At 66.6% G+C, this 25,606-nt stretch carries 21 protein-coding genes; 15 read left to right on the top strand and 6 right to left on the bottom strand.

What is annotated here, in order from left to right; genetic code table 11:
* Window positions 1–48 precede the first annotated feature (48 nt).
* The 3 genes from C1876_RS09380 to C1876_RS09370 all read left to right on the top strand — a co-directional run bounded on the left by C1876_RS09380 (window position 49) and on the right by C1876_RS09370 (window position 3,408).
* Window positions 49–930 carry an enoyl-CoA hydratase/isomerase family protein gene (locus C1876_RS09380; protein ID WP_114546467.1) on the top strand — a complete coding sequence of 294 codons (882 nt, stop codon included), beginning with the start codon at window positions 49–51 and terminating at the stop codon, window positions 928–930.
* Between the two features lie 93 nt (window positions 931–1,023).
* A complete protein-coding gene (locus tag C1876_RS09375; RefSeq protein WP_114546466.1) occupies window positions 1,024–2,286 on the top strand; it encodes an MFS transporter in 1,263 nt (420 codons plus the stop codon).
* Between the two features lie 144 nt (window positions 2,287–2,430).
* Complete coding sequence (locus tag C1876_RS09370; RefSeq protein WP_114546465.1) at window positions 2,431–3,408, top strand: LysR family transcriptional regulator; 978 nt, start codon at window positions 2,431–2,433, stop codon at window positions 3,406–3,408.
* On the opposite strand, the gene C1876_RS09365 is transcribed toward C1876_RS09370, so the two are convergent.
* Together C1876_RS09365 and C1876_RS09360 are read right to left on the bottom strand one after the other, a co-directional pair.
* On the bottom strand, window positions 3,409–3,945 hold the full coding sequence (locus tag C1876_RS09365; RefSeq protein WP_114546464.1) for a hypothetical protein: 537 nt from the start codon (window positions 3,943–3,945) through the stop codon (window positions 3,409–3,411).
* A 99-nt stretch (window positions 3,946–4,044) separates the two neighbouring features.
* A complete protein-coding gene (locus C1876_RS09360) occupies window positions 4,045–5,232 on the bottom strand; it encodes an acyl-CoA dehydrogenase family protein (RefSeq protein ID WP_114546463.1) in 1,188 nt (395 codons plus the stop codon).
* 292 nt (window positions 5,233–5,524) lie between these two features.
* On the opposite strand from C1876_RS09360, the gene C1876_RS09355 reads away from it, so the two are divergent.
* Window positions 5,525–6,685, top strand: a complete 1,161-nt coding sequence (locus C1876_RS09355; protein WP_114546462.1) for a CaiB/BaiF CoA transferase family protein — start codon at window positions 5,525–5,527, stop codon at window positions 6,683–6,685.
* A gap of 105 nt (window positions 6,686–6,790) precedes the next feature.
* Window positions 6,791–7,276 (top strand): PaaI family thioesterase, encoded by a 486-nt coding sequence (locus tag C1876_RS09350; protein WP_114546461.1) that lies wholly within the window; start codon window positions 6,791–6,793, stop codon window positions 7,274–7,276.
* A gap of 20 nt (window positions 7,277–7,296) precedes the next feature.
* Here the strand turns inward: C1876_RS09350 and C1876_RS09345 are convergent, their stop codons facing one another.
* Complete coding sequence (locus C1876_RS09345; RefSeq protein ID WP_114546460.1) at window positions 7,297–7,950, bottom strand: TetR/AcrR family transcriptional regulator C-terminal domain-containing protein; 654 nt, start codon at window positions 7,948–7,950, stop codon at window positions 7,297–7,299.
* 366 nt (window positions 7,951–8,316) lie between these two features.
* On the opposite strand from C1876_RS09345, the gene C1876_RS09340 reads away from it, so the two are divergent.
* Entirely contained in the window at window positions 8,317–10,392 is a 2,076-nt protein-coding gene (locus C1876_RS09340) for an oxidoreductase (RefSeq protein ID WP_114546459.1), read from the top strand.
* 118 nt (window positions 10,393–10,510) lie between these two features.
* Complete coding sequence (locus C1876_RS09335; RefSeq protein WP_114546458.1) at window positions 10,511–11,695, top strand: acyl-CoA dehydrogenase family protein; 1,185 nt, start codon at window positions 10,511–10,513, stop codon at window positions 11,693–11,695.
* A gap of 406 nt (window positions 11,696–12,101) precedes the next feature.
* Here C1876_RS09335 and C1876_RS09330 read toward each other — a convergent pair whose 3' ends face one another.
* Complete coding sequence (locus tag C1876_RS09330) at window positions 12,102–12,908, bottom strand: phage tail protein (RefSeq protein ID WP_114546457.1); 807 nt, start codon at window positions 12,906–12,908, stop codon at window positions 12,102–12,104.
* Window positions 12,909–13,207: 299 nt separating this feature from the next.
* Here C1876_RS09330 and C1876_RS09325 point away from each other — a divergent pair, with 299 nt between their 5' ends.
* The 6 genes from C1876_RS09325 to C1876_RS09300 all read left to right on the top strand — a co-directional run bounded on the left by C1876_RS09325 (window position 13,208) and on the right by C1876_RS09300 (window position 19,983).
* Complete coding sequence (locus tag C1876_RS09325) at window positions 13,208–14,347, top strand: acyl-CoA dehydrogenase family protein (RefSeq protein WP_114546456.1); 1,140 nt, start codon at window positions 13,208–13,210, stop codon at window positions 14,345–14,347.
* Window positions 14,348–14,361: 14 nt separating this feature from the next.
* Window positions 14,362–15,153, top strand: a complete 792-nt coding sequence (locus C1876_RS09320) for an electron transfer flavoprotein subunit beta/FixA family protein (protein ID WP_114546455.1) — start codon at window positions 14,362–14,364, stop codon at window positions 15,151–15,153.
* Window positions 15,154–15,175: 22 nt separating this feature from the next.
* A complete protein-coding gene (locus C1876_RS09315; protein ID WP_114546454.1) occupies window positions 15,176–16,174 on the top strand; it encodes an electron transfer flavoprotein subunit alpha/FixB family protein in 999 nt (332 codons plus the stop codon).
* 1 nt (window position 16,175) lies between these two features.
* The gene (locus C1876_RS09310; RefSeq protein ID WP_114546453.1) at window positions 16,176–18,254 is read left to right on the top strand and encodes a heterodisulfide reductase-related iron-sulfur binding cluster; all 2,079 of its coding nucleotides are present in this window, start codon (window positions 16,176–16,178) and stop codon (window positions 18,252–18,254) included.
* Window positions 18,255–18,328: 74 nt separating this feature from the next.
* On the top strand, window positions 18,329–19,165 hold the full coding sequence (locus tag C1876_RS09305) for an NUDIX hydrolase (protein WP_114546452.1): 837 nt from the start codon (window positions 18,329–18,331) through the stop codon (window positions 19,163–19,165).
* Window positions 19,150–19,983: an MBL fold metallo-hydrolase gene (locus C1876_RS09300; RefSeq protein ID WP_114546451.1), complete on the top strand. Its 834-nt coding sequence runs from the start codon at window positions 19,150–19,152 to the stop codon at window positions 19,981–19,983. Before C1876_RS09305 ends, C1876_RS09300 begins: the two co-directional genes overlap by 16 nt.
* 66 nt (window positions 19,984–20,049) lie before the next feature.
* On the opposite strand, the gene fadK is transcribed toward C1876_RS09300, so the two are convergent.
* Window positions 20,050–21,681, bottom strand: coding sequence for a medium-chain fatty-acid--CoA ligase (gene fadK, locus C1876_RS09295; protein WP_114546450.1), 1,632 nt, complete (start codon window positions 21,679–21,681; stop codon window positions 20,050–20,052).
* 641 nt (window positions 21,682–22,322) lie between these two features.
* On the opposite strand from fadK, the gene C1876_RS09290 reads away from it, so the two are divergent.
* Together C1876_RS09290 and C1876_RS09285 are read left to right on the top strand one after the other, a co-directional pair.
* The gene (locus tag C1876_RS09290; protein WP_114546449.1) at window positions 22,323–23,201 is read left to right on the top strand and encodes an enoyl-CoA hydratase/isomerase family protein; all 879 of its coding nucleotides are present in this window, start codon (window positions 22,323–22,325) and stop codon (window positions 23,199–23,201) included.
* 120 nt (window positions 23,202–23,321) lie between these two features.
* Window positions 23,322–23,936, top strand: a complete 615-nt coding sequence (locus tag C1876_RS09285; protein WP_114546448.1) for a flavodoxin family protein — start codon at window positions 23,322–23,324, stop codon at window positions 23,934–23,936.
* Between the two features lie 113 nt (window positions 23,937–24,049).
* Here the strand turns inward: C1876_RS09285 and C1876_RS09280 are convergent, their stop codons facing one another.
* On the bottom strand, window positions 24,050–25,360 hold the full coding sequence (locus C1876_RS09280) for a CaiB/BaiF CoA transferase family protein (protein WP_114546447.1): 1,311 nt from the start codon (window positions 25,358–25,360) through the stop codon (window positions 24,050–24,052).
* Window positions 25,361–25,606: the final 246 nt, after the last annotated feature.

Genomic DNA, 25,606 nt, shown 5'->3' with positions numbered 1-25,606 from the left:
CCGGATGCTCAGGGTCACCGGGACGAACCGTATCTGAGGAGGAACAACATGAGTGTGTACCAGGAGAAGTACTGCGTCCCCGAGTTCACGTACGACAACTACGAGAAGATCACCGTCGAGAAGGACGGCCCCGTCTACATCGTCTCGTTCAACGACCCCGGCAACCTCAACGCCATGTCCTACGCGCAGATGGCCGAGTTCAACGAGTTCCTCATCAAGGTGCGCATGGACCACGAGTGCCGCGTCATCGTGCTGACGGGCGAGGGCCGCGCCTTCTGCGCCGGCTTCAACCTGAACGACCTGGCCATGGAGCATCCCGACGACATGGGCGACGTGCAGACGATGTACTACCTCATGCAGCGCATCTGCTCCGACCAGGTGGTGTACATGCACCGCTGCGAGCAGCCCATCATCGGTGCCCTCAAGGGCTACGCCGTGGGCGGCGGCATGTCGTTGTCCTGCGCCTGCGACATGCGCATCCTGGGCGAGTCGTTCAAGATGAACGCCGGCTACCTGGCCATCGGCTACACCGGCACCGACATGTCCGGCTCGTTCTACCTGCCGAAGATCGTCGGCTACGAGCGCGCCTTCCGCATCATGTCCTCGCCGGACCGCTGGGATGCCGAAACGCTGCACAGCTGGGGCTTCGGCCTCGAAGTGGTGCCCGACGACGAGGTGGTGGCGAAGGCCGTCGAGCTCGCGCACCACATGTGCGACACCACGGCTCCCATGGCGCTGCGCCTCACGAAGGAGTCCATCCATGCGGCCGTCGACGGCACGAGCTTCGAGACGCAGGTCAAGATGGAGAACCGCAACCAGGTGCTTGGCGCCGTGTCTCAGGACGGCGTGATCGGCCGCGCGAAGATGAACCCGCGCAACAAGCAGGACGTCAAGGACAATCCTGAGAAGTACCAGTTCAAGAACCTCTAATCTCCGCCGCGCCTCGGCGCTGGCACCCCACCCTGCGAACCCGGACGCCGCTCAACGTCCGGGTTCGTTCCACCCATTTCAAGAGGGGGTTGTATGGCTACTCAAGCACGCGAGAAACTCTCGTCGCGTCATCTGCTCGTCGTTCTCACCGGCATCATGATCACGTTCGGATGTTCGGCGCTCTGCTTTTCAACCTGGGGATTGTTCCAACCGGTCGTGTCGGAGGCCCTCGGCATCCCCACGACCTCGTTCGCGCTGTACGTGACCATCATGTACCTCACCATGACCGTCGCCTCGCCCTTCGCCGGCAAGCTGCTGCAGAAGGTGGACGTGCGCATCATCTTGAGCGCATCGGCCTGCAGCGTGGCCGCTGCGTTCGCGCTGATGGGCTTCTCGACCAATATCTACCTGTTCTACGTGGCCGGCGTGCTGCTGGGCCTCGGCGAGATATCCATCCTGTGGCTGGCCATTCCCGTGCTGGTCAACAACTGGTTCTACGAGCGGGCCGGGTTCTTCATCGGCCTGTGCATGGCCTTCACCGGCATCGGCGGGGCGCTGTGGTCCATGGTGTTCACCGCGCTCAAGTCCGGCGGCATGGACTTCCATCAGATCTACCTCATCTGGGCGGTCATCGCGCTGGTCACCTCGCTGCCGTTCACGCTGTTCTGCGTGCGCACGCGCCCGTCCGACTGCGGCCTGGCGCCCTACGGCGCCACGGTGTCCGAGGGCAAGGAGGCGCCGAAGCCGCAGGGGTTGTCCGCGTCGCTCGCCATGAAGTCGTCGGCGTTCTACCTCGTGTGCATCTGCGCGGGCATCATCAACATCGCGAACCTCATCGCCATGCAGTTCCCCACGTACACGAAGTCGCTCACGGGCGTGGCCTTCGATGTGCTCGTGGTGGGCGGCATCATGTCCACCGTCATGATGGTGGGGCAGGCGCTGTTCAAGATCATCCTGGGCGCGGCCGTGGACAAGAGCGTCAAGGGCGCCTTGTGGTTCGCGTTCGCGGCCGGCGTGGTGGGCATCTTCCTGTGCTGGTTCGGCTTCGCCTCGGAATTCATGCTGTACGGCGGCGCGTTCATCTTCGGCGCGTTCTACGCCACGGCGGTGGTGCTCGTGCCGGCGCTCACGCGCTCCATCTTCGGCACGCGCGAGTACCCGGTGATCTACTCGCGCATCTCCACCGTGTTCAACCTCATCGGCGCGTTCGCCTCGATGATCTGGGCGTGGGTGGGCTCGTCGTACGGGTTCGACACCGTGTTCGTGGTGGGGCTCGTCATGCTCGTGGTGGTGCTGGTCACCGGCCTGGCGGCCATCTCCATCGGCAAGCGAAAACTGCGGGCGCTGTGGGAATAGGCGTTTGGAGGGGCGCGCACGATGCGCGCCCTTTTTGCAGCGCAACAGAACGCTCAGGCTGGCCGTGGCGTCGTCCGCGATAAGGGCCTAGGATAGGGACAAGGGCCGAACGTCGGCATCGCGGCGGCAGATGAGGAGGCATCCATGAACAACTCTTCTTCGCTTTCCCTTTCGCAGCTGTACAACTTCAAGAAGCTGGCGGAGACGCAGCACATGACCCGCGCGGCGAAAGAGCTCTATATCACCCAGCCCACGCTCAGCCTGTCCATCAAGGCGCTCGAGCACGAGCTGGGCGTGCCCCTGTTCTTCCGCGACGGGCGCCAGATCAAGCTCACGAAGCACGGGCGCGACTTCTACGCCGACGTCGCCGGGGTGCTCGGCGAGCTCGACCGTTCCATCGCGTCGGTGCGCGCGCAGGGCACGGTGAACTGCGGCTCGCTCAGCATCGGCACCATCCCCACCATCCAGCACGACTTCCTTCCCGCGCTGCTGCAGCAGTTCTGGCAGGAGTACGGCTACGAGGTGAAGATGGGGTTCTCCGTGGAGTTCACGCTGCCGCTCATCCGCTCGCTCAAGGCGCAGGAGTTCGACCTCATCTTCGCGTCGAAGGCCGAAAACGAGCCGAACCTGTGCTTCGTGCCCATGCTGTCGAAGCGCCTCGTGCTGGTGGTGCACGAGGACAGCCCCTTCGCCGCGCGCGACAGCGTGTCGCTGTCCGAGCTTGCGGGCGTGCCGTTCGCCAGCTACGCGCCGGGCACGCCGCTCGGGTTGGAGGTGAGGCGGCTGTTCGAGGGGCACGGCATCCAGCCCACCATCGTGTACGACGACGAGTTCATGCTGACGAGCGTCGTCGTGGCCAACCACGCCATGCCGGGCGTCATGCTGGACACGTTCGCCATCGAGCGGTTCGACCACGTGAAAAAGCTCGAACTCGTCGACGTGCCCGACGATCTGCACATCATCTACCTCGCCTACGACAAGCGCATCTACCGCAGCCAGGTGGTGGAGAGCTTCATCGAGACGGCCACGCGCTTCTCGTCCATCGCCTCGGCGTCCGAGCCCGCCGCGACGGAGCCTGCCGCGTCCGACGAGGCGGAGCGCACGTTCGCCGTGCCTGCCTGATCATTCCTCGCGCGGCTTGGCGTTGGGAGGCAGCTCGCAGAGGAAGCGCAGGCCGGCTCCGTCGGCGCGCAGCACGTACAGCTTGAAGCCGCGCTTGCAGCGCGCCACGCACCACTCGCAGGGATCGAGGTCGCAGTAGCAGTAGGCGTCCTCGTCGGCGAGGAAGAACGTGACGGTGCGGCCGCGCGGCGCGTCCGCCACTTGCAGGCCGGTGAACGTCTTGAGCACCGCGAGCGTCGGCGCGGGCGTTTCGGGCGCCCAGGAAAGCGTGAGCCTGTTCGCGTCCATGCCGCCGGTGAAGGCGTAGGAGAACCCCTCGTCGGCGGCGCACGCGGCGCGAAACGCCACGGGCTGCAGCAGGTCGGGGGAGCAGGAAGCGCACGAAGCGCACGAGGCGCAGGCGGGCTCGGCGTAGGGGGAGCGCACGATGGTCGAGCGCCACAGGTCGGTGTCGACGGAGGCCGCCGCGGCTCCCACTGCCACGAGGACGCGCCCGCAGCGGGCGCATCGGTACACGGGCACGTCCGCCTCGTCCACCCGAGGCTTCCAGGTGGCGCGCGTGCGCGTGGGCGAGAGCCGTTGGGGTGCGCACGCGCGCGAGGAGGATGTCGAAGGAACGGTCATGCAGCCGAGACGCTAGTCGCGGTACGCCATCTGGCCGCCGTGCTTGATGCAGTCGCGCGCGATGGTGATGCGTTGCACCGTGGGCGCGCCCTCTTCGAGCCACATGGCGCGGCAGTCGCGGTAGAGGCGCTCGACGGGGCCGAAGGGGTTGTCCTCGAAGTAGCCGTCGCCGCCGAAGATCTCCAGCATCTCGTCGGACACGAGACGCGTCGTGTCGATGGAGAACAGCTTGCAGCACGCCGCCTTCTCGGCGATGTAGGCGCCGTTGGGCTCGGCCATGTAGTCCTTGCAGAAGTCGTACACCATCGTGCGCAGCGCGTGGATGTACATCTGCATGTTCGCGATCTTCATCTTGATGGCCTGGCGCGAGATGATGGGCTTGCCGAACGTGATGCGGTCGTTGGCGCGCGCGAGGGAGATTTCCAGCATGCGCTGCGCCATGCCGAGGTTCGACGCGGCGATGTGCACGCGCGACACGGCCAGCGAGTGCATGGCGATCTCCATGCCCTGGCCTTCCTCGCCGAGCAGGTACTTCTTGTCAACCTTCATGTTGGTGAACTTGAGGCCCGTGTGGCCGGCGCCGCGGCAGCCCATCATGTGGGGCATGGGCGTGACCTCGTAGCCCGGGGTGTCCACCGGCACGTAGAACGTGGACAGGCGATGGTCGGGGTCGGCGGCGGGGTCGGTGACGGCGTGGATGTAGGAGTGGGTGTTCATGTCGGTGAACGAGATGAGCCACTTCTCGCCGTTGAGGATGTAGTCGCCGTTCTCGTCCTTCACGGCCGTGGTGTGGAGGTCGGCGCCCGTGCCGCCCGTGGCCTCGGTGAGGCACCAGGCCGAGAAGATGGACTTGTCCTGGAACTTCGGCATGAGCTCGGCCTTGAGCTCCTCGGAGCCGTAGTCGTAGAGCGGGCGCCAGTTGAGATCCTGGGCGAAGTGCATGTGCATGCGCATGCCGCCGGGGCCGCGGGAGAACTCCTCCTGGCACTTGAGCGTCTCGAGCTCGTTGAGCCCCCAGCCGCCGTACTCCTCCGGCAGCGACATGCGGTAGATGTTGTGCTCGTTGCACTGGTCGTAGAACTCCTGCGGGAACTTGTTCGTCACCTCGATGTCGGCTTGCATCTCCTCGCAGGGCCCCTCGACGAAGGCGCGCAGTGCTTTGAGGTGCGCATCGAATTCCTCTGGCGTGAGCTTACCCATGGTTCCTCCTCTGCTTCGAGCGCCGCGGTACTGCGGCGCGGTCTACCTGCCGTCCATTGTCCGTGCCCGCGTGCGCGCCCGTCCAATTGAAAAGGCGCGCCCTTTCGATTGAAACGTTTTATGCAACGGTCTCATGCGCGCGAGTTCGCTCGTGCGACCTGGCGATATAGGTTGCGCGAGCACCTTTCATTGGCAATGCCAATGAAAGCGCCCTCCTCGGCGGGGCGCGGGTGGGGTATCGTTGGGGAAGGGTTCGAGCGCGCGATGCGCGCAGGTTCGAAAGGAGCGACTCATGGGCAATCCCTCGTTCGCGCGGCTGCGCGTGCTCGATTTGTCGCGGTACCTGCCCGGCGGCTACGCCACGCAGGTGCTCGCCGATTTAGGGGCCGACGTCATCAAGGTGGAGGACACGGGGCTCGGCGACTTCTGCCGCCACGAGCATCCGCAGCGCGGCGGCATGAGCTACTACATCGAGGCGCTCGGGCGCAACAAGCGCTCGGTGGCGCTCGACTTGAAGGACGCCGACGCGCACGCGGCGTTCATGAAGCTCGTGAAGGGCGCCGACGTGGTGGTGGAAAGCTTCCGCCCCGGCGTCACGAAGAAGCTCGGCATCGACTACGCGGCTGTGCGCGCCGTCAACCCGCGCATCGTGTACTGCTCGTTCTCGGGCTACGGCCAGGACGACCCGCGCAGCCAGCTGCCGCTGCACGATTTGAACATGCAGGCGCAGAGCGGCTACCTCTCGCTCAACGGCGGCGTGAAGGCGCCGCTGCACCTGTGCGACCTCGCCAGCTCCATGGTGGCGGCGCAGAGCATGCTCGCGGCGCTGTACGACCGCGAGATATCGGGGGAGGGGCGCTTCATCGACGTGTCGATGTTCGACTCGTTCGTGTGGTGGAACTCGCTCATCGACACGCGGTGGGGCTTCCAGGACGAATCGATCAGCGAGGACACCATCGCGTTTCCCGAGCGCTGCTGCTTCTACAACATCTACGAGACGTCCGACGGCGGCCGCTTGGCGTTCGGGCTCATCGAGGACAAGTTCTGGGCGTCGTTCTGCGAGGACGCGGGCGTGCCCGAGCTCATCGACCAGCCCGACGACGCCTACGAGCGCATGTGCGCGCTCGTGGCCTCGCGCACGCTGGCCGAATGGGAGGCGTGGCTGGCCGACAAGGACCTGTGCATCGCGGCGGTCATCGACAAGAACGCGGCCCTCGCGCAGCTCATGGAGCGCGAGCCGTCCATGGTGGCCTACCGCGACTTCCCGCGCGCCGGGCGCGTGCTGCAGACGAACCTGCCGCACGCCATCGCCGGCATGCGGCCCTCCCTCGACGACGCCGTCGAGGCGCCCGCCCACGGCGAGCACACCGCGGAGGTGCTGCGCGAGCTGGGCTTCGACGCCGACGCGGTGGACGAGCTGGCGCGCCGGGGCGCCGTGCGCTGCGGGTCGTAGGGCGGCGGGCATGACCCGAACCGTGCGGTTTGGCCGTGTCGCGGCGCGGCGCGGGACGCTACCATGAAAGGAGGATACGACGAAGAGGGAAGGGCGGCACGCGCTATGGGCACCATGAATCCGGATCATGCGAACGCGGTGATGGAGCTGATCAACCGCTCGCCGTACTTCGAGCTGCTCGGCATCGAGCTCGTGGAACTGGCCGAGGGGTCGTGCCGCGTGGCGTGCACGTTCGAGCGCAAGCATATGAACGCGTTCGGCGGGGCCCACGGCGGCGCGTACGCCTCGCTGCTGGACTGCGCCGCGTACTGGGCGCTGTACGGCTCGCTCGCCGAGGACGAGGGGTTCACCACGATCGACCTGTCCACGACCTGCCTGAAGGCGACCGGCACGGGGCCCGTCACGGCAACGGGGCGCGTCATCAAGCGCGGGCGCACCATGTGCCTGTGCGAGGCCGAGGCGTTTGACGGGCGCGGCGCGCTCCTGGCGCACGCGACGTCGAAGATGCTCGTGGGAGCGCACCTGCAGCCGATGAGCGCCGCCGTGCGCGAGCTGGGCGCGGCGGCGCTGCCAGTGAAGTTCGCGGACTGAGCGCGCTCGCAGGCGCGGGCCTACAGGTTGCGGCGCAGCTGCGCTTCTTTGATCTGCGCTTCGAGCGAGCTGTGGATGATGTTGGCGAAGGGCCCGGCCTGCCCGGTGAGGCGGTCGGCGCCGGGCTGGTCGCACTTGCGGATGAAGTAGTACAGGAAGGCGCACGTGTAGAACTCCGCGAGGAACTGGATGTTCTCCTGCGGCAGGTAGCGGTTCGCCAGGATGAGGTCGATGTCGTTGCGCAGCGCGGGCAGGTACAGGTGGTACAGGTAGTTGCGCAGCGAGTACGGGTTCGTGTCGGCGAGGGCCTGGGTGTAGAAGTGGCGCTTCGCCTCGAGCACGCGCGCGAAGCACTCGAAGAACTCGGCGTGATCGAGCGAGCGCACGCCCGACTTCTGCAGGATGTAGAAGGGGAACTGCGCCGAGGAGTCGTTCGTGCCGGCCTCGTACACGAGGGCGCTTTCGGGAAAGCGGCGCTTGAGCTCCTGGCCGAGGTCGTAGCGGAAGATCCACGTGATGAGGCAGTCCTTGTTCTCGAAGTGGTAGTAGAACGTCTTGCGGTTCTTGCCCGTGCGCTCGATGATGTCGCTGATGGACACCTTCTTGAGGGGCATTTCGTCGCAGAGGGACACGAAGGTGTCGGCGATGAGGAGCATCGTGCTGAGCGCGTTCATGGGATCGGGCCTCGCTCTCGGTAATGATGATAGTGCCAGAGCTATTATACGTCGCGTTTTCGGACATTTCTAGGACAAAGAACAAAATATGTGCAGTATTCTTCGGAACCATATCCGGTCGAGTGCCCCTGTTTTGGGGGAATTACCCGTGATTAGCGGTTCATCTTGCCTTAAATTGGGAGACTTTTTTAACGCTTACTCTACAAACTGATAATTCTGTCCATCGTATCGAGCTTTTAGGGAGCCTACAATGATGGCAGCGGGGTGAGCGGACGCGTTGAGAGGGATAGTTCGCATAGATCGACCTCGCGACAATCGCGCAGAGAGACGCTTGAGCACTGCATAAAGCGGAAAGGGGTTTGCATCGTGGCAAAGTATCAGAAGCTGCTGGAACCGTTCAGCATCGGAGACGTTGAGATCAGGAACCGGTTCGTCATGCTGCCCATGACCACCGAGATGGTCGACAACTACTACATCACCGATGCCATCGTCGACTTCTACGAGGAGCGCGCCAAGGGCGGCACGGGTCTGCTGGAGCTGGGCAGCGCCTACATCAGCGACTGCTTCAACGCGACGCCGAAGTACCACACCACCACCGGTGCGGCCGGCATCTGGGACGACGCCTTCGTTCCCGGCCTCGCCCGCATCAACGAGGCGTGCCACAAGCACGGTGCCAAGACGGCCGTGCAGCTGCAGCTGTGCTACGAGTGGCGCGCGTCGGGCGACGACGAGCTGAAGTCCTACGCCCCGTCGAAGGACGTGCCGAGCGGCCCGTTCGTGGGCATGCCCGAGTGCGAGTACACCAAGGAAGAAATCGCCATCGTGGTGAAGCAGTACGGCGAGGCCGCGCGCCGCGCCGTCGAAGCCGGCTTCGACATCATCGAGATCCACGCGGGCATCGGCTACATGGTCATGCGCTTCCTGTCCAAGTACTCGAACCACCGCACCGACGAGTACGGCGGAAGCCCCGAGAACCGCGCCCGCCTGCTCACCGAGATCCTCGACGAAGTGCATCGCGTCTGCCCGAACACCCCGGTGCTCGTGCGCATCTCCGCCGACGACCTCATGCCGAACGGCAACCGCATCGAGGACACCCTCGAGCTCATCCCGATCATCGAGAAGCACGGCGTGGACGCCTGGTCGGTGCAGGCCGGCTTCCATGAGGCCCCGCGCCCCGTGGCGAACCAGATCGTGCCCGAAGGCGAGTTCATCGACCTGGCCAAGCAGGTGAAGACCGTCACGGACAAGCCCGTGTTCCCCGGCACGCGCATCAACACGCTGGACATGTGCGACAAGGTGGTCACGCAGGGCTACGGCGACGCCGTGGGCATGGCGCGCCAGTTCATCGCCGATCCGGAGACGGCCGGCAAGGTGGCCGCGGGCCATCCCGAGCAGGTTCGCCCCTGCATCGTGTGCAGCCGCTGCCTCGACCACACGTTCCTCGGCCAGCCCATCTGGTGCTCGGTGAACGGCAACATCGACAACATCGCCATCGGGCATCCCGAGGACAAGCCCGCCGACGAGAAGAAGCACATCGTCGTCGTGGGCGCCGGCCCCGGCGGCCTCGAGACGGCGCGCGTGGCGGCCGTGCGCGGCCACAAGGTGACCGTGCTCGACAAGTCCGACCGCGTGGGCGGCCTGCTCAACATGGCGCAGGTGCTCAACGAGAAGATCGAGCCCCTCGTGACCTACTGGAAAGAGGAGATGAAGCTCCATCCCAACATCGAGCTCAAGCTGAGCACGTACGTGAACGCCGACACCATCAAGGCGCTCAACCCCGACGAGGTCATCGTCGCGCCCGGCGGCGAGGTCATCGGCGTGGACGTGCCGGGCATCGACGGCAAGAACGTCGTGAGCTCGCAGGACATCAAGGACATGGTTGCCGGTATCGTGCCCGAGGGCAAGGGCCTCATCTGGAAGGCGGCCGTGGCGGCTATCAAGGCGCAGGGCGGCACCGTGGGCTTCATGCGCATGGGCCTCAACATGGCGAGCGGCCCCACCGCTATCGTGGGCAAGCGCGTCGTGGTGGTGGGCGGCGGCTTCGCCGGCCTCGAGGTTGCCGAATCCATGAGCGACGGCCGCGAGATCACGGTCATCGAAGAGGCCAAGAAGATGGGCAACGGCATCGGCATCATCGACAAGAACCCCACCATCAACCTCGTGAAGCAGAAGGGCGTCAAGCTCATGCCCCTCACCAAGCTCGTCGAGGTGACGAAGAAGGGCGCGAAGGTCCAGAACGTCGAGACGGGCGAGGAGCAGCTGCTCGAGTGCGATACCGTGCTGCTGTCCCTGGGCGTCGAGGCCAACACGAAGCTGTACGACGAGGTGGTCAAGGCGTTCCCGAACGCCAAGCTCATCGGCGACGCCACCACGCCCGCCGGCAAGGTGTACCGCACGCTCGAGGCCGTGAACGCGGGCTACAAAGAGGCCATGGCGTTCTAGGCGCTGCCCGGCACGACCGGCGCCCGCCTCGTCCGCTGCACGAGGGGGCGGGCGCCGCAGAACTTCGGTTCAAACACGCACGTGTTTTGAATATAGGGAAAATCGTTAAGGAGGAAGCATGGATTTCGCATACAGTGAGGAACAGCTCCGCATCAAGAGGGGCATCCGCGAGTGGGCCAAGGAGAACCTGACGGAAGAGGTTATCGCGGCGGGCTACAAGAACCGCGGCATCGCTCCCGAAGTGGCGAAGGCCTGGGTCGATTCGGGTTGGGGCATGTACGGCCTGCCCGAGGAATACGGCGGAAAGCCGGTCGACCATCAGACGATGGCCATGATCATCGAAGAGCTCAACCACGCCGGCGGCAACATCCCTATGGCTCCCAACCTGCTCATCATGTTCGACGTGTGCGAGTTCGGCACGCCGGAGCAGATCAAGTACGCGATGGACTACTACGTTGAGAACGGCTACCCCCCGTACTGCCTGGCCATCTCCGAGCCCGAGGCCGGCTCCGACAACCAGGGCATGGAATGCCTGGCCACCCGCACGGGCGACGGCAAGGTGCACATCAACGGCGTGAAGACCTGGGTGACCCAGGGCGAGCACGTCGACGGTTTCATCGTGGTGTGCAAGGACGAGGACCCGTCCCGCGAGAACAAGAACATGTCCATGTACCTCGTGCCGGCCAACGCCAAGGGCGTCACCATCGAGCCGCTCAACAAGATCGGCATGCAGATCATGCCGTTCGCGATGATCCACTTCGACGACGTGGTCATCGACGAGAGCGACCTCTTGGGCATCCAGGGCAAGGGCTTCTACCAGCTCATGAAGAACTTCGAGTGGGAGCGCTGCGTGCTTCTGGCCGAGCTGCTCGGCGAGGCGCAGGCCGCCATGGAAGACGCGTGCGCCTGGACCAACGAGCGCATGCAGTTCGGCAAGGGCATCAAGACCTACCAGCTCGTGCAGGAGCACATCGTCGAGATGCAGATCGAGCTCTCGAACACGCGTAACTTCCTGTATCGCACCTGCTGGAAGATGGACAACGGCATCCCGGTGAACAACGACGCCGCCATGCTCAAGCGCTACGGCGCCCCGGCGCTCACCGACTGCTGCTCGCGCGCCCTGCAGCTCATGGGCGGCCTCGGCTTCACCGACGAGACCCGCGTGTCCCGCCTCATGCTCGACTGCCGCGGTTTCCAGATCGGCGGCGGCACCGTGGAGATCATGGTGCACATCTCCGGTCGCGGCATCCTCAAAGAGTACGCCAAGGTTGCCGAGGATCCCGATTACCTGTACACGATCTAACCCATCGTCGCACCCCGAGGCGTTTCGCCCGCCTCGCCCCAGCGCCCCGACCGGATGGTCGGGGCGCTCTTCTGTAGGGCTTGAGCTTGCGTGGCAAGTTTTTTCGCGATTGCGATGGATTGCGAGCATTCGACGCGCGGGAGAAAATCGCGACCTGGGGTTTCTTTCGTATTCGAGCGCAGCAGGAGCCGAAAGCAGGCGAAATCAGGGCCGAAATCCCGCAATCGCGAAAAAACTTGCCATTCGGCAGGCCTCCGCGCATAGAAGGGGGCCGGGATGCCCGCTTCGCGCCCCGACTCTTGCTCGCGGCCCGTGCATCCGCCGAAAGGGGAGGCGCCGCCCTCCGATGCGGGCGGCGAAGGCGGCGAAGGCGGAGGCGGCGAAGGCGGCGGGGGTGCCGCCTCCGCTATTTCGCGAAGGTGCCTTTGGCGCCGTGGCAGGTCATGCCGATGGCGCGGATGGAGCAGTAGGAGCGGTACTTGCAGCGCCCGCAGGCGCGCTTGCGGTTCTTCTGCGACGGGTCGTAGAGGCCCACGACGCCCACCGTGCTGTAGCGGGGGGAGAACGCGCCGTCGGCGCCCAGCTTGAGGCCGAGGCGCTTCTCCGACTGGGTGTAGAACACGAACTGCGAGCGCGTGTCGAGCGGGAAGTCGCCCATGCCGGGGCTCAGACGGTCGTCGGTGTAGAGGTCCTCCTCGAGCGCCGCGCTCACGATGGCGGCGTTCACGTGGTCGGCCGCGCACTCCACGAGCGCCTTCGCGCAGGCGTCGGCCAGCGCGCGGTCGAGCTCGTCGGCGTCGGCGGGCAGCGCCTCGGGGTTGTCGGGACCGATGGTCACCGCCATGAGCGCGCAGTGCGCCGCGCGGCGCAGGCGCTCGTACACGCTCTGGCCGTGGAACATCATCATGGTGCCCACGAGCTTGATGGCCGGCTCGACGTACTCGGGCGGCAGCGTGCAGATGGCGGGGTTGAACACCTTGTACGCCCCGCGCGGCTCGTAGGCCGCCAGGCACGCCGCGCTCGCGGCGTCGATGCGCCGCGCGGCCTCGTCGCTCAGCTCGGGCGCGGACTCGGGCTCGGCCGCGCTCAGGGCATCCGGGTCGAGGCCGAGCGCGCGCAGGGCGGGCGCGTCGAGCTGCCGCAGCACCTCGAATCGCGGGATGGCGTCGACGGTGCAGGGGACTTCGATGATCGGCCGGAGCGGTGCGGGCATGGTTGATACTCCTTCGAAACGTGATTCCTTCTACAGAGATCATAGAACAGCAGATGTCCTCGTGAACCGGCTATTTTGACCCGAATGTGCGGTTTTGTCGCAGGACGGTGCCGCACCGTCGATGCCGGCCCCGCCGCGCAGCGGGCGCTCGATGATCGTGCCAACAAACGCGAGCGTTTGACCAGTTCGTATGCTCATGACCGTTCTTTTGACCATGGTCAATCAATAGACACAGCCTATTATTTTAAGGGGAATCAATAGGCAAAGGAAATGAATCATGGCTACGGGGAAGGGGTTCCATGTACGAGCTGACGCAAGAAGAGCGCATGATCCTCGCGATGGTGGACGACGTGTGCGTGGACGTGGTGGCGCAGCGCGCCGCCGAGATCGACGAGGAGGACGCGTTCCCGCACGACATCTACGACCTGTTCGTGGAGCAGGGGCTGTTCGCCCTGGCTTACGGCGAGGAATTCGGCGGGGTGGACGTGTCCATGCACTGCTGGGTGCAGGTGATCGAGCGCATCGCGCGCGAGTCGCCGGCCGTGGCGCTCATGATCCTCATCTCGGCCATCGGCTCCGACGCGCTCGTGTTCTCGGGAACGCCGGCGCAGAAGGAGGCCATCCTGCCCGCGCTGGCGGCCGGCGAGGCGAAGATCTGCTTCGCGCTCACCGAGCCGAACGCCGGCTCCGACATCTCGTCCATCGCCACGACGGCGCTGCCCGACGGCGAGGGCTACGTGATCAACGGCAGCAAGATATTCATCACGAACGGCGAGGTGGGCGACTGGTTCACCGTGTTCGCGCGCGTGGCGGAGGACGGGCAGTCGAAGCCGTCGTGCTTCGTCGTGCATCGCGACACGCCCGGCCTCGTCATCGGGCGCAAGGAGGACAAGATGGGCCTGCGCGGCTCGGTGACCTCGCAGCTGTTCTTCGAGAACATGCACGTGGGCCCCGAGGCGCTCGTGGGCGCGGTAGGCGACGGCTTCGAGATCGCGCACCACACGCTCAACCGCGGGCGCTTGGCCGTGGCGGCGCTGGCCACGGGTGTGACGGCCGCCTCGCTCGCGGCTGCGGCGGCGTACGCGAAGGAGCGCATCCAGTTCGGCAAGCACATCGCCGATCTGCAGGCCATCCGCTTCATGCTGGCCGACCTCGAGATCTCGCTCGAATCGTCGCGGCTGCTGCTCGACCAGGCCGCGACGGCCTACGGCGGCGACGTGGCCACGATGATGAAGACGGCGTCGGTGGCGAAGGTGTACTGCTCGGAGGCGGCCGTGAAGGCGTCCGAGACGGCCGTGCAGATATTCGGCGGCTACGGCCTGTGCAAGGACTACCCGGTGGAGCGCTACTACCGCGACGCCAAGTCGTTCACCATCGTGGAGGGCACGAGCCAGGTGCAGCGCACGCTCATCGCGAAGTCCGTGCTGAAGGAATACTAGGGAAGGGGCGAAGCATGAACATCGTCGTATGCATCAAGCAGACCGTGGACACCGAGGCCGCCGTGAGCGCCGACGCCGAAGGGCGCCTGCTCGCCGACGGGCAGACGCTCGTCATCGACCCGTACAGCGAGTTCGCCGTGGAGCGCGCCGTGCAGCTGGTGGAGGAGCACGGCGGCGAGGCGGCCGTCGTGTGCATCGGGGGCGACGAGGCGCTGCCGGCCGTGCGCCACGCGCTGTCCATGGGCGCGAGCGCGGGCTACCTGATCGACGATGCGGCGCTGGCGGGCGCCGACGCCGCCGCGCGCTCGCGCGTGCTGGCCGCGGCGCTCGCGCGCATTCCGGCCGACCTCGTGCTGGGCGGCTGCAAGTCGGCCGACACGTCGAGCGCGCAGACCATGCCGCGCCTGGCCGTGCTGCTGGGTTTGCCGTGCGTGGGAGTGGCGACGGCGCTCGCGGTCGACCCGGCGGCCGGCACGGCGCGCGTCACGCGCGAGATCGACGACGGCGTGGCCGTGGTGGAGGTGCCGCTGCCGGCCGTGGTGACCGCGCAGCAGGGCCTGGCCGAGCCGCGCTATCCCAACGTGCGCGCCATCATGCAGTCGAAGAAGAAGCCCGTCACCGTGTGGGCGCTGGCCGACCTCGGCGTCGAGGCGGCCGACGCGGGCGCCGAAGCGTCCCGCACGCGCGTGCTGCGCTACCGCGCCAAGCCCGCGCGGCAGGGCGGGCGCATCGTAGAGGGCGAGACGGTGCCTGAGGCGGTTGCCGCCACGGTGGAGCTGCTGGCCATCGAAGCCAAGGTCTGGTAGGGACGGGGAAGGGAGTTCATCCATGGCAGGAATCTGGGTATACGCGGAGCCGAAGCGCGGGGCCTTCCCGCGCGTCGCCTTCGAGATGCTGGCCGTCGCGCGCCGCATGGCGCGGGCGGGCGGGGCCGACGTGTCGGCCGTCGTGCTGGGCAGCGGGCTGGCCGATGCGGACACGGCCGCCTTGGGCGCGGCGGGCGCCGATGCGGTGCTCGTGCTTGACGACGCGGCGCTCGGCGCCTGCGCCGTCGAGGCGCACGCGGCGGCGCTCGAGCAGCTCGTCGCATCGCACGAGCCGGACGCGCTGCTGTTCGCGGACGGGGCGATGGGCCTGGCCGTGGGGCCGCTGCTGGCGCAGCGGCTCGACACGGGCTTCGTGGCCGACGTGGTGGCCGTCGAGGCCGACGACGAGGCGGGCTTCGTGTTCACGCGCGAACCGTACTCGGGCAAGGTGCAGGCCGACGTGGCCTTCGCCGCCGACGCGCGCCCGATGATCGCCACCGTGCGCCCGAAGGCGTTCGAGCCGGCCGCGCCCGACCCGACGCGTCATGCGCCCGTGGTCGCCCAGCAGGTGGACGGCTTCGGCGACGTGCGGCAGACGGTGGCCGACGTGGTGCGCAAGGCGTCGGGCCGCGTGGAGCTCACCGAGGCCGACGTCGTGGTGTCGGGCGGGCGCGGCGTGAAGGGCGCCGACGGGTTCGCCCTCGTCGAGGAGCTGGCCGACGTGCTGGGCGCCGCCGTGGGCGCGTCGCGCCCCGCGGTGGACGAGGGGTGGATCGACATCCAGTACCAGGTGGGGCAGACGGGCAAGACCGTGGCGCCGTCGCTGTACATCGCGTGCGGCATCTCGGGCTCCATCCAGCACATGGCGGGCGCGGCGGCGTCGAAGTGCATCGTGGCGGTGAACCGCGACGCGCAGGCCGACATCTTCAAGGTGGCCGACTACGGCATCGTGGCCGACCTGTTCGAGGCGGTGCCGCTGTTGACCGAGGCCTTCCGCGCCCGCGCCGCGAAGGCGTCCTGACGTGGATGCGGCGACGCCTTCGCGCGAGGCGCTCTGGAACATCGAGGGGTCGTGGATCATGTATCCGTGCTTCCTCGCCGTGCTCGCCGTGGCCGCGTACTTCTTCTGGCGGCGCTACCGCCTGTGGCGCATCGGCCGCCCGCTCGACCGCGCCGACCGGCCGCGCACGCGCCTCAAGGGCGCCTTCGTCGACGCGCTTTTGCAGGCCACCGTGGTGAAGGAGCGCGGCATCGGCATCGCGCACCTCGGGATGTACGTGGGGATGGCCGTCATGGTGGTGGCCACGGTGAGCTACGCCGCGCAGGTCGACCTGGGGCTCGACATCGCGAAGGGCGACTACTACCTCTACGTGCTGGCGCTCGGCACCGACATCGCCGGTCTCGCGTTCTGCATCGCCATGGTGGCGTGCATCGTGCGGCGCGCGGCGGGGCGGCACCCCGAGCTGGAAACGAAGCCCGCCGACATCGTCGTGCTCGTCTGGCTGCTCGTCATCGGCGTGACGGGCTTCGCGGTGGAGGGCCTGCGCATCATGGCCACGGGCGACCCGTGGGCCGCGTGGTCGCCCATCGGCAACCTCGCCGCGCAGCTGTTCGCGGGGTGGAGCGCGGGGCAGCTGTCGGCGGCGCACCAGGTGCTGTGGTGGTTCCACATGGCCATCGCGTTCGGCATCCTGGCGTACTGGGTGTACTCGAAGCTCGTGCACGTGCTGCTCGTGCCCGCCACCGTGTACTGCCGCCCGCTCGAGCCGAAGGGCACGCTGCCCTTCGTCGACCTCGAGGACGAGGAGCTCGAGGAGTTCGGCGTGGGCAAGCTGGAAGACTTCACGTGGAAGGATCTGCTCGACGCCGAGGCGTGCGTGCGCTGCGGGCGCTGCGAGACGGTGTGCCCCGCCCACGCGAGCGGCAAGCCGCTGTCGCCGAAGAGCCTCGTCCAGGCGCTCGACGAGCATCTTGAGGAGCGCGGCCCGCTCGTGCGGGCGCAGCGCGCGGCCGAGGCGCGCGGGGAGGCCTTCGAGCCCGACGAGCGGCAGCGGGCGGTGCTCGACCGCACGCTCGTGGGCGACGTCGTGACGCCCGAGGCGCTGTGGTCGTGCACGACGTGCGGCGCGTGCACCGAGGCCTGCCCGGCCCTGCTCGAGCATGTGCCGAAGGTGGTGGGCATGCGCACGTACCAGGTGTCGATGGAAAGCGCGTTTCCCGCCGAGGCGAAGGGGACGTTCCGCAACCTCGAGACGAACGGCAACCCGTGGGGCCTCGGGTGGCAGAGTCGCCTGTCGTGGGCCGAGGGGCTCGACGTGCCCACGCTGGAGGAGCGGCCGGGGGCCGAGTACGTGTACTGGCCCGGCTGCGCGGGCGCCTTCGACGCGCGCAACCGCCGCGTGTCGCGCGCTCTCGTGGGGCTGCTCAAGCGCGCCGGGGTGGACTTCGCCGTCGTCGGCGCGCAGGAGAAGTGCTGCGGCGACGCGGCGCGCCGGCTGGGCAACGAGTTTCTGTACTACCAGCTGGCCACCGAGAACATCGAGACGCTGAACGCCTACGGCGCGAAGAAGATCATCGTGCAGTGCCCCCACTGCGCCCAGGTGCTCGAGCGCGACTATCCGCAGCTCGGCGGCACGTTCGAGGTGGTGCGCCACGCGCAGCTGCTCGCGCGGCTCGTGGCCGAGGGGGCGCTCGCGCCCGACGGCGACGCCCGTGCCCGCGCCTGCGCCGATGCAACCGCGGCGCTCGGGCGCGTCACGTACCACGACTCGTGCTACCTCGGACGCTACGCCGGCGTGTACGACGAGCCCCGCGCGGTGGTGGCGGCGTGCGGCGCCGAGGTGGTGGAGATGGAGCGCACGCGCGAGAAGAGCTTCTGCTGCGGCGCGGGCGGCGGGCGCATGTGGCTCGAGGAGCGTGCGGGGGAGCGCATGAACGTGCAGCGCACCGAGCAGGCGCTGGCGACGGGGGCCGACGCGGTGGCCACGGCCTGCCCGTTCTGCCTGTCCATGTTCGAGGACGGGCTGGCCTCGAAGGACGCCGCCGTGCCGGTACGGGACATCGCCGAGCTGTTGTCCGACGCATTGGCCCTTCCGCGGTGATACCATGAAGCAAACCCCTCTTTCTCGGTGAGAGAAGGGGGACAGCGAACACGGTACGCGCAAGGAGAGAGCCTATGCAGTGGTGGAAGGCGGGCGAGACGCTCGGGGTGCCCATGGGCGAGCAGCAGGCGCGCGCCTACGCCGCGTTCCGTGCGGAGGGCGCGCCGCCGGCCACGCCGCGCTTGGCTGCTACGGTGATGCTCGTGCGCGACCCGCGCGAGGTGTTCATGCTGCGCCGCGCGGCCACCATGGCGTTCGTGCCCGAAGCCGTCGTGTTCCCCGGCGGCGGCGTGGACCCGCGCGACAGCGAGGAGCAGGTTGCGTGGGAGGGTCCCGCGCCCGCCGTATGGGCGCGGCGCATGGGCACCGACGAGGACGTGGCGCGGCGCGTGGTAACGGCGGCGGCGCGCGAGGTGTTCGAGGAATGCGGCGTGCTGCTGGCGGGCGGGACGCGCGGCGTGCCGGCCGCGAACGTCGCCGACCCCGTGTGGGTCGAGGAACGGCGGCGGCTCGTCGAGCACGAGGCGTCCTTCGCCGAGGTGCTCGCGCGCCACGACCTCACGCTGCGCGCCGACCTCTTGGGCCTGCGCTCGCATTGGCTCACGCCCGTCTACGAGCCCCGGCGCTACGACACGTACTTCTTCGCGGCGCTGTCGCCCGCCGATCAGGCACCCGACAGCTGCACGACCGAGGCGAACGGCGCCGGTTGGGCCGATCCGCAGGCCGTACTGGAGCGCGGGGCGCAGGGCGCGCTGCGGCTCGTGCCGCCGACCGCCTACAACCTCGCGCATCTGGCGCACGCGGCGAGCGCGGAGGCCTTCGCCGCCGGCGTGGACGACGTGCGGCGCATCATGCTCGAGCCGTCCGTCGACGACGAGGGGAAGGCGGTGCTCTCATGCCTGCTCCCGTAGCGCAGCAGTCCCGGTCGACGGCGCCCGCGTGCGCCTGGGGCAGCGCCCGCGTGTCGCCCCGAGCGCGCATCGTGCTGGCCGACAATCCCTCGCCCCTCACGTACCTCGGCACGAACACCTGGGTGCTCGCGGAGCCGGATGCCGCGGCCTGCGTTGTGGTCGATCCCGGTCCCGACAGCACGGCGCACCTGCGCGCCGTGCAGCATGCATGCGCCGAAGACGGGCGCGAGGTGGCCGCCATCCTGCTGACGCACGACCATGCCGACCATGCGGAAGGCGCCGAGCGCTTCTCCGCGTGGACGGGCGCGCCCGTGCTGTCGCGCAAGGACGGCACGCTGCCCGACGGGCCGCTCGCGCTCGGGCAGGGCGCGCCGCAGCTCGAGGTGGTGCTGCTGCCGGGCCACGCGAGCGACCTCGTGGGGTTCCTCTATCCGGCCGACGCGTCCGTGATCACGGGCGACATGCTGTTCCGCCAAAGCTCGACGCTCATCTGCTGGCCCGACGGCAGCCTGGCCGATTACTTCGCCAGCTTGGAGCGCCTTCGCGCCGTGGTGGAGGAGCGCGGCGTCGCGCGGCTGCTCACGGCGCACGGGCCGCTCATCGACGATCCGCTGGGCGCGATCGACCGCGCCTACCGCCACCGCCTCGAGCGCCTCGAGCACGTGCGCGCCGCCGTGGAGGGCGGTGCCGGACGCGACCTCGACCGCATCATCGACGCGGTGTACCGTGACGTCGACGCCCGCCTCGACCCCGCCGCCCGCATCAACATCCGCTCCCAGCTCGACTACCTCGAGCAGCGGGAACTGCTGTCATCCTGAGCGCGGGCCGCACGAAAAAGAACCGGGGCCGCGGCCCCGGTTCTTTTTCGTGCTTGCTCGTGCGCCCTACGCGTTCTTCATGCGTTCGGCCAGTTCGGCGGCCAGCAGGTGGCGCTTCACCTTGCCGGTGGCCGTCTTGGGGATGGCGTCGATGTACTCGATGCGCTCGGGCCACAGGCGCTTCGGCACATGCTGCCCGTCAAGGTAGCTCGTGATGTCGGCCAGCTCGGGGCGGCGCTCGTCGGTGGGCACGGCGAACGTGCAGATGCGCTCGCCCAGGCGCTCGTCGGGCATGCCGATGGTGGCGTGGTCGCCGATGCCGGGGCACTCCATGAGGTTCTCGTCGATCTCGTTCGCGCAGATGTTCTCGCCGCCGCGGATGATGATCTCCTTTTTGCGGCCGTTGATGCGGATGCGGCCTTCCTCGTCCATGTAGCACAGATCGCCGCTGTAGAACCATCCCTCGTCGTCGAGCGCGCGATCGGTGCGCTCCTTGTCGTTGAGGTAGCCCACGAACTGGTGCGGCCCGCGCGAGATCTCCTCGCCCTGCGTGCCGCGCGGCACCTCTTCGTGATTCTCGTCCACCACGCGCACCTCGATGCCGGGCAGCGGCACGCCCGACCAGGCGCCGTTCCACTCCAGACAGCGCTCGGGCGGGACGAACGCGTGCGGGCAGCTCTCGGTGGAGCCGTAGCATTCGCACAGCAGGATGCCGTGCGAATGCGCGCACTGCACGAGCGTGCCGGGAACGGGTGCGCCGCCGCACACGAACAGGCGCAGCGTGTCGAACGACCCCAGCTTCTCGTTCGTGAGGTACTTGAGGATGTCGTAGACGAACGGCGTGGCGCCCATCGACCAGGTGACGCCTTCGCGGTTGCACAGCGCAAGCGCGTCCGCCGCGTCGAAGTGCTGCTGCAGCACCGTGCGGCCGCCCAGGATCATGGGGGAGATGAGGCCGTGGTAGAAGCCCGTCGCGTGGTTGAGCGGCGAGGGCATGAACATGACGTCATCGGCGGTGCGTCCCAGTCCCTTGACGAAGGAGCGCTCGGAGAACAGGATGTTGTTGTGCGTGAACAGCACGGCCTTCTGACGGCCGGTGGTGCCCGACGTGGACAGGATGCACGCCACGTCGTCGGACGAGACCGCGGGACGCTCCGTCACGGGCTCGTACGCGGCGCAGATGCTGCTCAGGCTGGGCGCGCCCTCGGGCGCGGGCGCCTGCTTGTCCACGAACGCGATGGACGCGAGCGTGGGAATGCGGTCCTTCACCGCATAGGCCTGCTTCACGAAGTCGCAGCGATGGAACGCGGTCGGGCAGATGAACGCGCGCGACCCCACCTTGTTCATGTTGTACACGAGGTCCTCGTCGTTGAAGTTCGGCGGGACGGGATGCATGACGGCGCCGCACTTGAGGCAGGCGACGTACACGATGCAGAATTCGGCCCAGATGGGCATTTGGAACGTGACCACGTCCCCCGGCTCGATCCCTTCTTCGATCAGCCATGCCGCCAGGCGGCCGGCGCGGTCGTCGACCTCGCCGTAGGTATAGGAAGAGCCTTGATCGTCGGTAACGTACGTGCGCTCCGGATGGGAGGCTATGCGGTCGGCCCACACATCGCCGATCGACTTTTCGGTCCAGTACCCTTTCTCGTAGTAGAAACGTTTTCGCTCGGCATTGATTTTGAGATCGGTAATCATCACCCCTGAGTCCTCTCTTGATGACGGCTTGCTTCTCTCACCCGGTTTTCCCCGCCGGATGCTTCGCATGAACTCGATCTGCCTGCGCTTCGACGCTTTTGACGCTGATGGAACGATGCGGTGCGCTGCGACCCCCTCCGGCCCGTGCCCCGCAGTGCGGCGAACGTCAGACGCCACGATGTGTCCTTCGTGACCTCCTCAGTGTCCCTCATTGTAGGCCCGGGGTTGATGGTCGATGAGGCGCATTTGTGGGTTAACTAATAGGAACTTTCTATGTATTGATAGCCACAGCCTATTAGATATAAAAACCCCAGGTCAACATCGAGGAAATGAGAAGATGACCCCCACCGTCAACGGATGGGAGAAGCGGCGAGACGTGCCAACAGGGGAGGGAGAAAAGGAGTATTTCCCACGAACCAGCGTCTGATTTTGCTTCACGGCACCTGTTTTGCATCAAAATGATGGACAAAATAGAAGTAATGATGGAAATCGATTTCCTGCATTAGACAGTACGGCTCGATTGTCCGTAGATAAAGGGAACGCAACAGGCGATTATAGAGAAGGGCCCGTGAGCACGGCCCGCAGAACGTATCGAAACGCAACGAGCGACATATGAACCAACAGGGAAAGGGGTAGTGCCAATGAGCGTGTACCAGGAGAATTACCATCTGCCGGAGTTCGAGTACGACTACGAGAAGCTCATCATCGACCGTCGCGGTCCGGTGTACGTGTGCAGCTTCAACGACGCCGCGAACCTCAACGCCATGTCCTACGCCCAGATGGCGGAGTTCAACGACTTCCTCATCAAGGTGCGCATGGACAAGGATTGCCGCGCCATCGTGCTGACGGGCGAGGGCAAGTCCTTCTGCGCCGGCTTCAACCTGAACGACCTCGCGCTCGAGCCGCCCGAGGACATGGGCCGCATCCAGCGCGACTTCTACATCATGCAGCGCATGTGCTCCGACCAGATCATCAACATGCGCCGTTGCGAGCAGCCCATCATCGGCGCGCTCAAGGGCTACGCCGTGGGCGGCGGCCTGTCGATCTCCTGCGCCTGCGACATGCGCGTGCTGGGCGAGAGCTTCAAGATGAACGCCGGCTACCTGTCCATCGGCTATACCGGCACCGACATGGGCGGCGCGTTCTTCCTGCCCAAGATCGTCGGCTACGCCCGCGCCTGCGAGATCCTCATGAATCCCAACCGTTTCGGCGCCGAGAAGCTGCTCGAGTGGGGCTTCGCGAACAAGGTTGTCGCCGACGACGACGTGGTTGAAGAGGCCGTGGCCTTCGCGCAGCAGATGTGCGACGCCACCGCGCCGTTCGGCCTGCGTCTGACGAAGGAGTGCCTGCAGGCCTCCCTCGACGGCACGAGCTTCGAGAACGTCATCAAGATGGAGAACCGCAACCAGGTTCTGGCCTCCAACACCAACGACGGCCAGATGGGCGTGGGCAAGATGAACCCGAAGAACAAGCAGGACGTGAAGGACAACCCGGAGAAGTACCAGTTCCACAACATGTAAGGCGCCGATCTGCACCTGCGCCTCGACGCCCCCGGCCCGCTCAGCGGTCGGGGGCGTTTCGCGTTTCGGCGCGCGGGGGCGCGGCGGCGCGGGCGGATCGGCCGAGAGAAGGGACGAGACATGCGCATACTGGCCATCAACGGAAGCCATCGGGCGGGCAAGGGCACGGCGGCCCTGCTGCAGGCCGCGCTCGACGAGGCGGCGGCGCTCGGGGCGAACACGTCGCTTGTGGAGCTCTCGCAGCTCGACATCGGCTACTGCATCGGTTGCAACGCCTGTTTGGCGAAGCCGTGCTGCACGCTGCACGACGACATGGACGGCCTCGTGGAGCAGATGAAGGCGGCCGACGGCATCATCCTGGGCTCGCCCGACTACTTCGCCAACGTCACGGCGCGCACGAAGACGTTCATCGATCGCACCCGCCCGCTCCACATGGTGGAGAACGCGCTCAAGGGCAAGGTGGGCGGCATGGTGACGTCGTCGGGGCTGGGGGACTGCGGGGCCGAGGAGGCCCTCGGGGTGATGGACCGCTTCTTCGCCGCGCACGAGATGCTGGTCGTGCATCCGCGCCCGGCGGGCCCGGTGCTCGCAAACGGCGTGGCGGCCTGCCAGTTCGCCGGCTTCGACGAGACGGGGCGCGTGCAGTGGCGCCGCGTGCAGGACGACGCCGTGGCCTTCTCGTTCGCGCGTCAGCTGGGACGCGACATGGTGGAGCTGGCGGGGAAGCTGGCCTAGGTTCGACATCTGCGGAAAGCGTACGGATGTTTCACGTGAAACATCCGTACCGGACCAGCAAAAAAGGAGGGAGCCGCGGCTCCCTCCTTTCGTTCGTGCGGATTCGGTTCGGCCTACCAGTTGCAGGGGGCCTCGCCGGCGAGCTGACGCTCGGACTTGAAGATGACGTCGGGCACTTCGTCGCCGTGCCAGCACTTGATGGCGTCCTTCTCCTCCATGGCGGCGATTTCCTCGTCGCTGTAGCCCAGGTCCTTGAGGAACTCGGCCGTGTGGTAGCCGACGGGCTTGGACAGGATGATCGGCGGATCGCCGTAGTCGTCGAAGCGCAACGGCGACATGGGGATGGCCTTCTTACCGAACTCCTCGTACTCCACCCAGCGCAGGGAGTCGTTGGCGTACGCCTCTTCGTCCTTGATGATGTCGGTGTAGCGGAAGCACTTCTGGTGGGGCACCTCGTGCTCGCGCAGGATCTCGTCCCACTCCTCGAACGTCTTGGTGGCGAAGGCGGCCTCGAGCCAGCTGATGACCTCAGGCTGCTTCTCGGACTTCTTGAGTGCCGGCAGGTTGCAGGTGTCGGGCTGATCCTTGTGCTCTTCGTTGCCCGTGATCTCCATCATCATGTTGTAATACTTGTCGTACTGCGGCATGCAGATGAGCATCCACTTCTCGTCCTTCGTGCGGTACGTGTTGTTGAACGGGTTGGGCACGTGCTTGCGCGACTTCGGGTACGGAGCGCCGAACTGCGTGGCCATGACGCCGATGTTGCCGCCCCAGATGGCTGCGCCGTACAGGTTGCAGGTGACCTTCTCGCCCTTGCCCGTGCGGGTGCGGTTGAACAGCGCGGCCAGGATGCCGCCGGAAAGGATGGACGCCGCGTTGTAGTCGCCGAACGCCTGAGGCGGGATGGCGGGGGACTGGCCGTCCTCGCGGAACACGTTCGCCACGCCGCCGCGCGCCGCCCAGCACACCGCGTCGAAGCCGGGGGTGTCGCGCTCGGGGCCGAACTCGCCGTAGCCGCGCATCTGCGCCCAGATGAGGGTCGGGTACTTCTCCTTGAGCGTGGCGTAGTCCAGACCGAGCTTCACGAGCGCCTTATCGCGCAGGTTGTTCACGAACACGTCGGCGGTGGCCAGCAGCTGGTGCATGACCTTGGAGCCCTCTTCGGTCTTCAGGTTGAGCGACAGCCAGTTCTTGTTCGTGTTGTTCAGGTCGATGGTGGGGTCCTCGCGGTCGGTCTGCTCGCATCCGAACCCGGGGCCCTGCGTGCGCTGTGCATCGCCGTGCAGGGGCTCGACCTTGATGATCTCGGCTCCCATCTCGGACAAAACGCGCACCGTCGCAGGTGCCGCCACCCATTCGCACAGCTCGACGACTTTGACGCCGTTCAGAGGACCATACCCGTTCAGTTTCTCTGTCACTGACATACGACGGTTCTCCTTTCCTTGACAAGTTGTTGTTTTCCTCCTGGGGATATGCTCACATGTTCTCGGTTTTGTTGCTATGGACAATTGTTTATACTTGATGGTCACCGTAGTTTTTTAGCAGGTTGCGAGTGTTTAACTCACAGGTTCCCTGTTTTGTTGGCCATATACGGATGTCAAGGGGACTAAAAGGGGTAATTCGTCCATCCTTTTGGGTAATTCAACCAATTTGGGGGTGATGCGCACGCC

Source organism: Eggerthella sinensis (assembly GCF_003339815.1).
GTDB classification, from domain to species: domain Bacteria; phylum Actinomycetota; class Coriobacteriia; order Coriobacteriales; family Eggerthellaceae; genus Eggerthella; species Eggerthella sinensis.
Note: the sequence above shows the minus strand (reverse complement) of the source record. Positions and strands in the feature narration are given on the sequence as shown.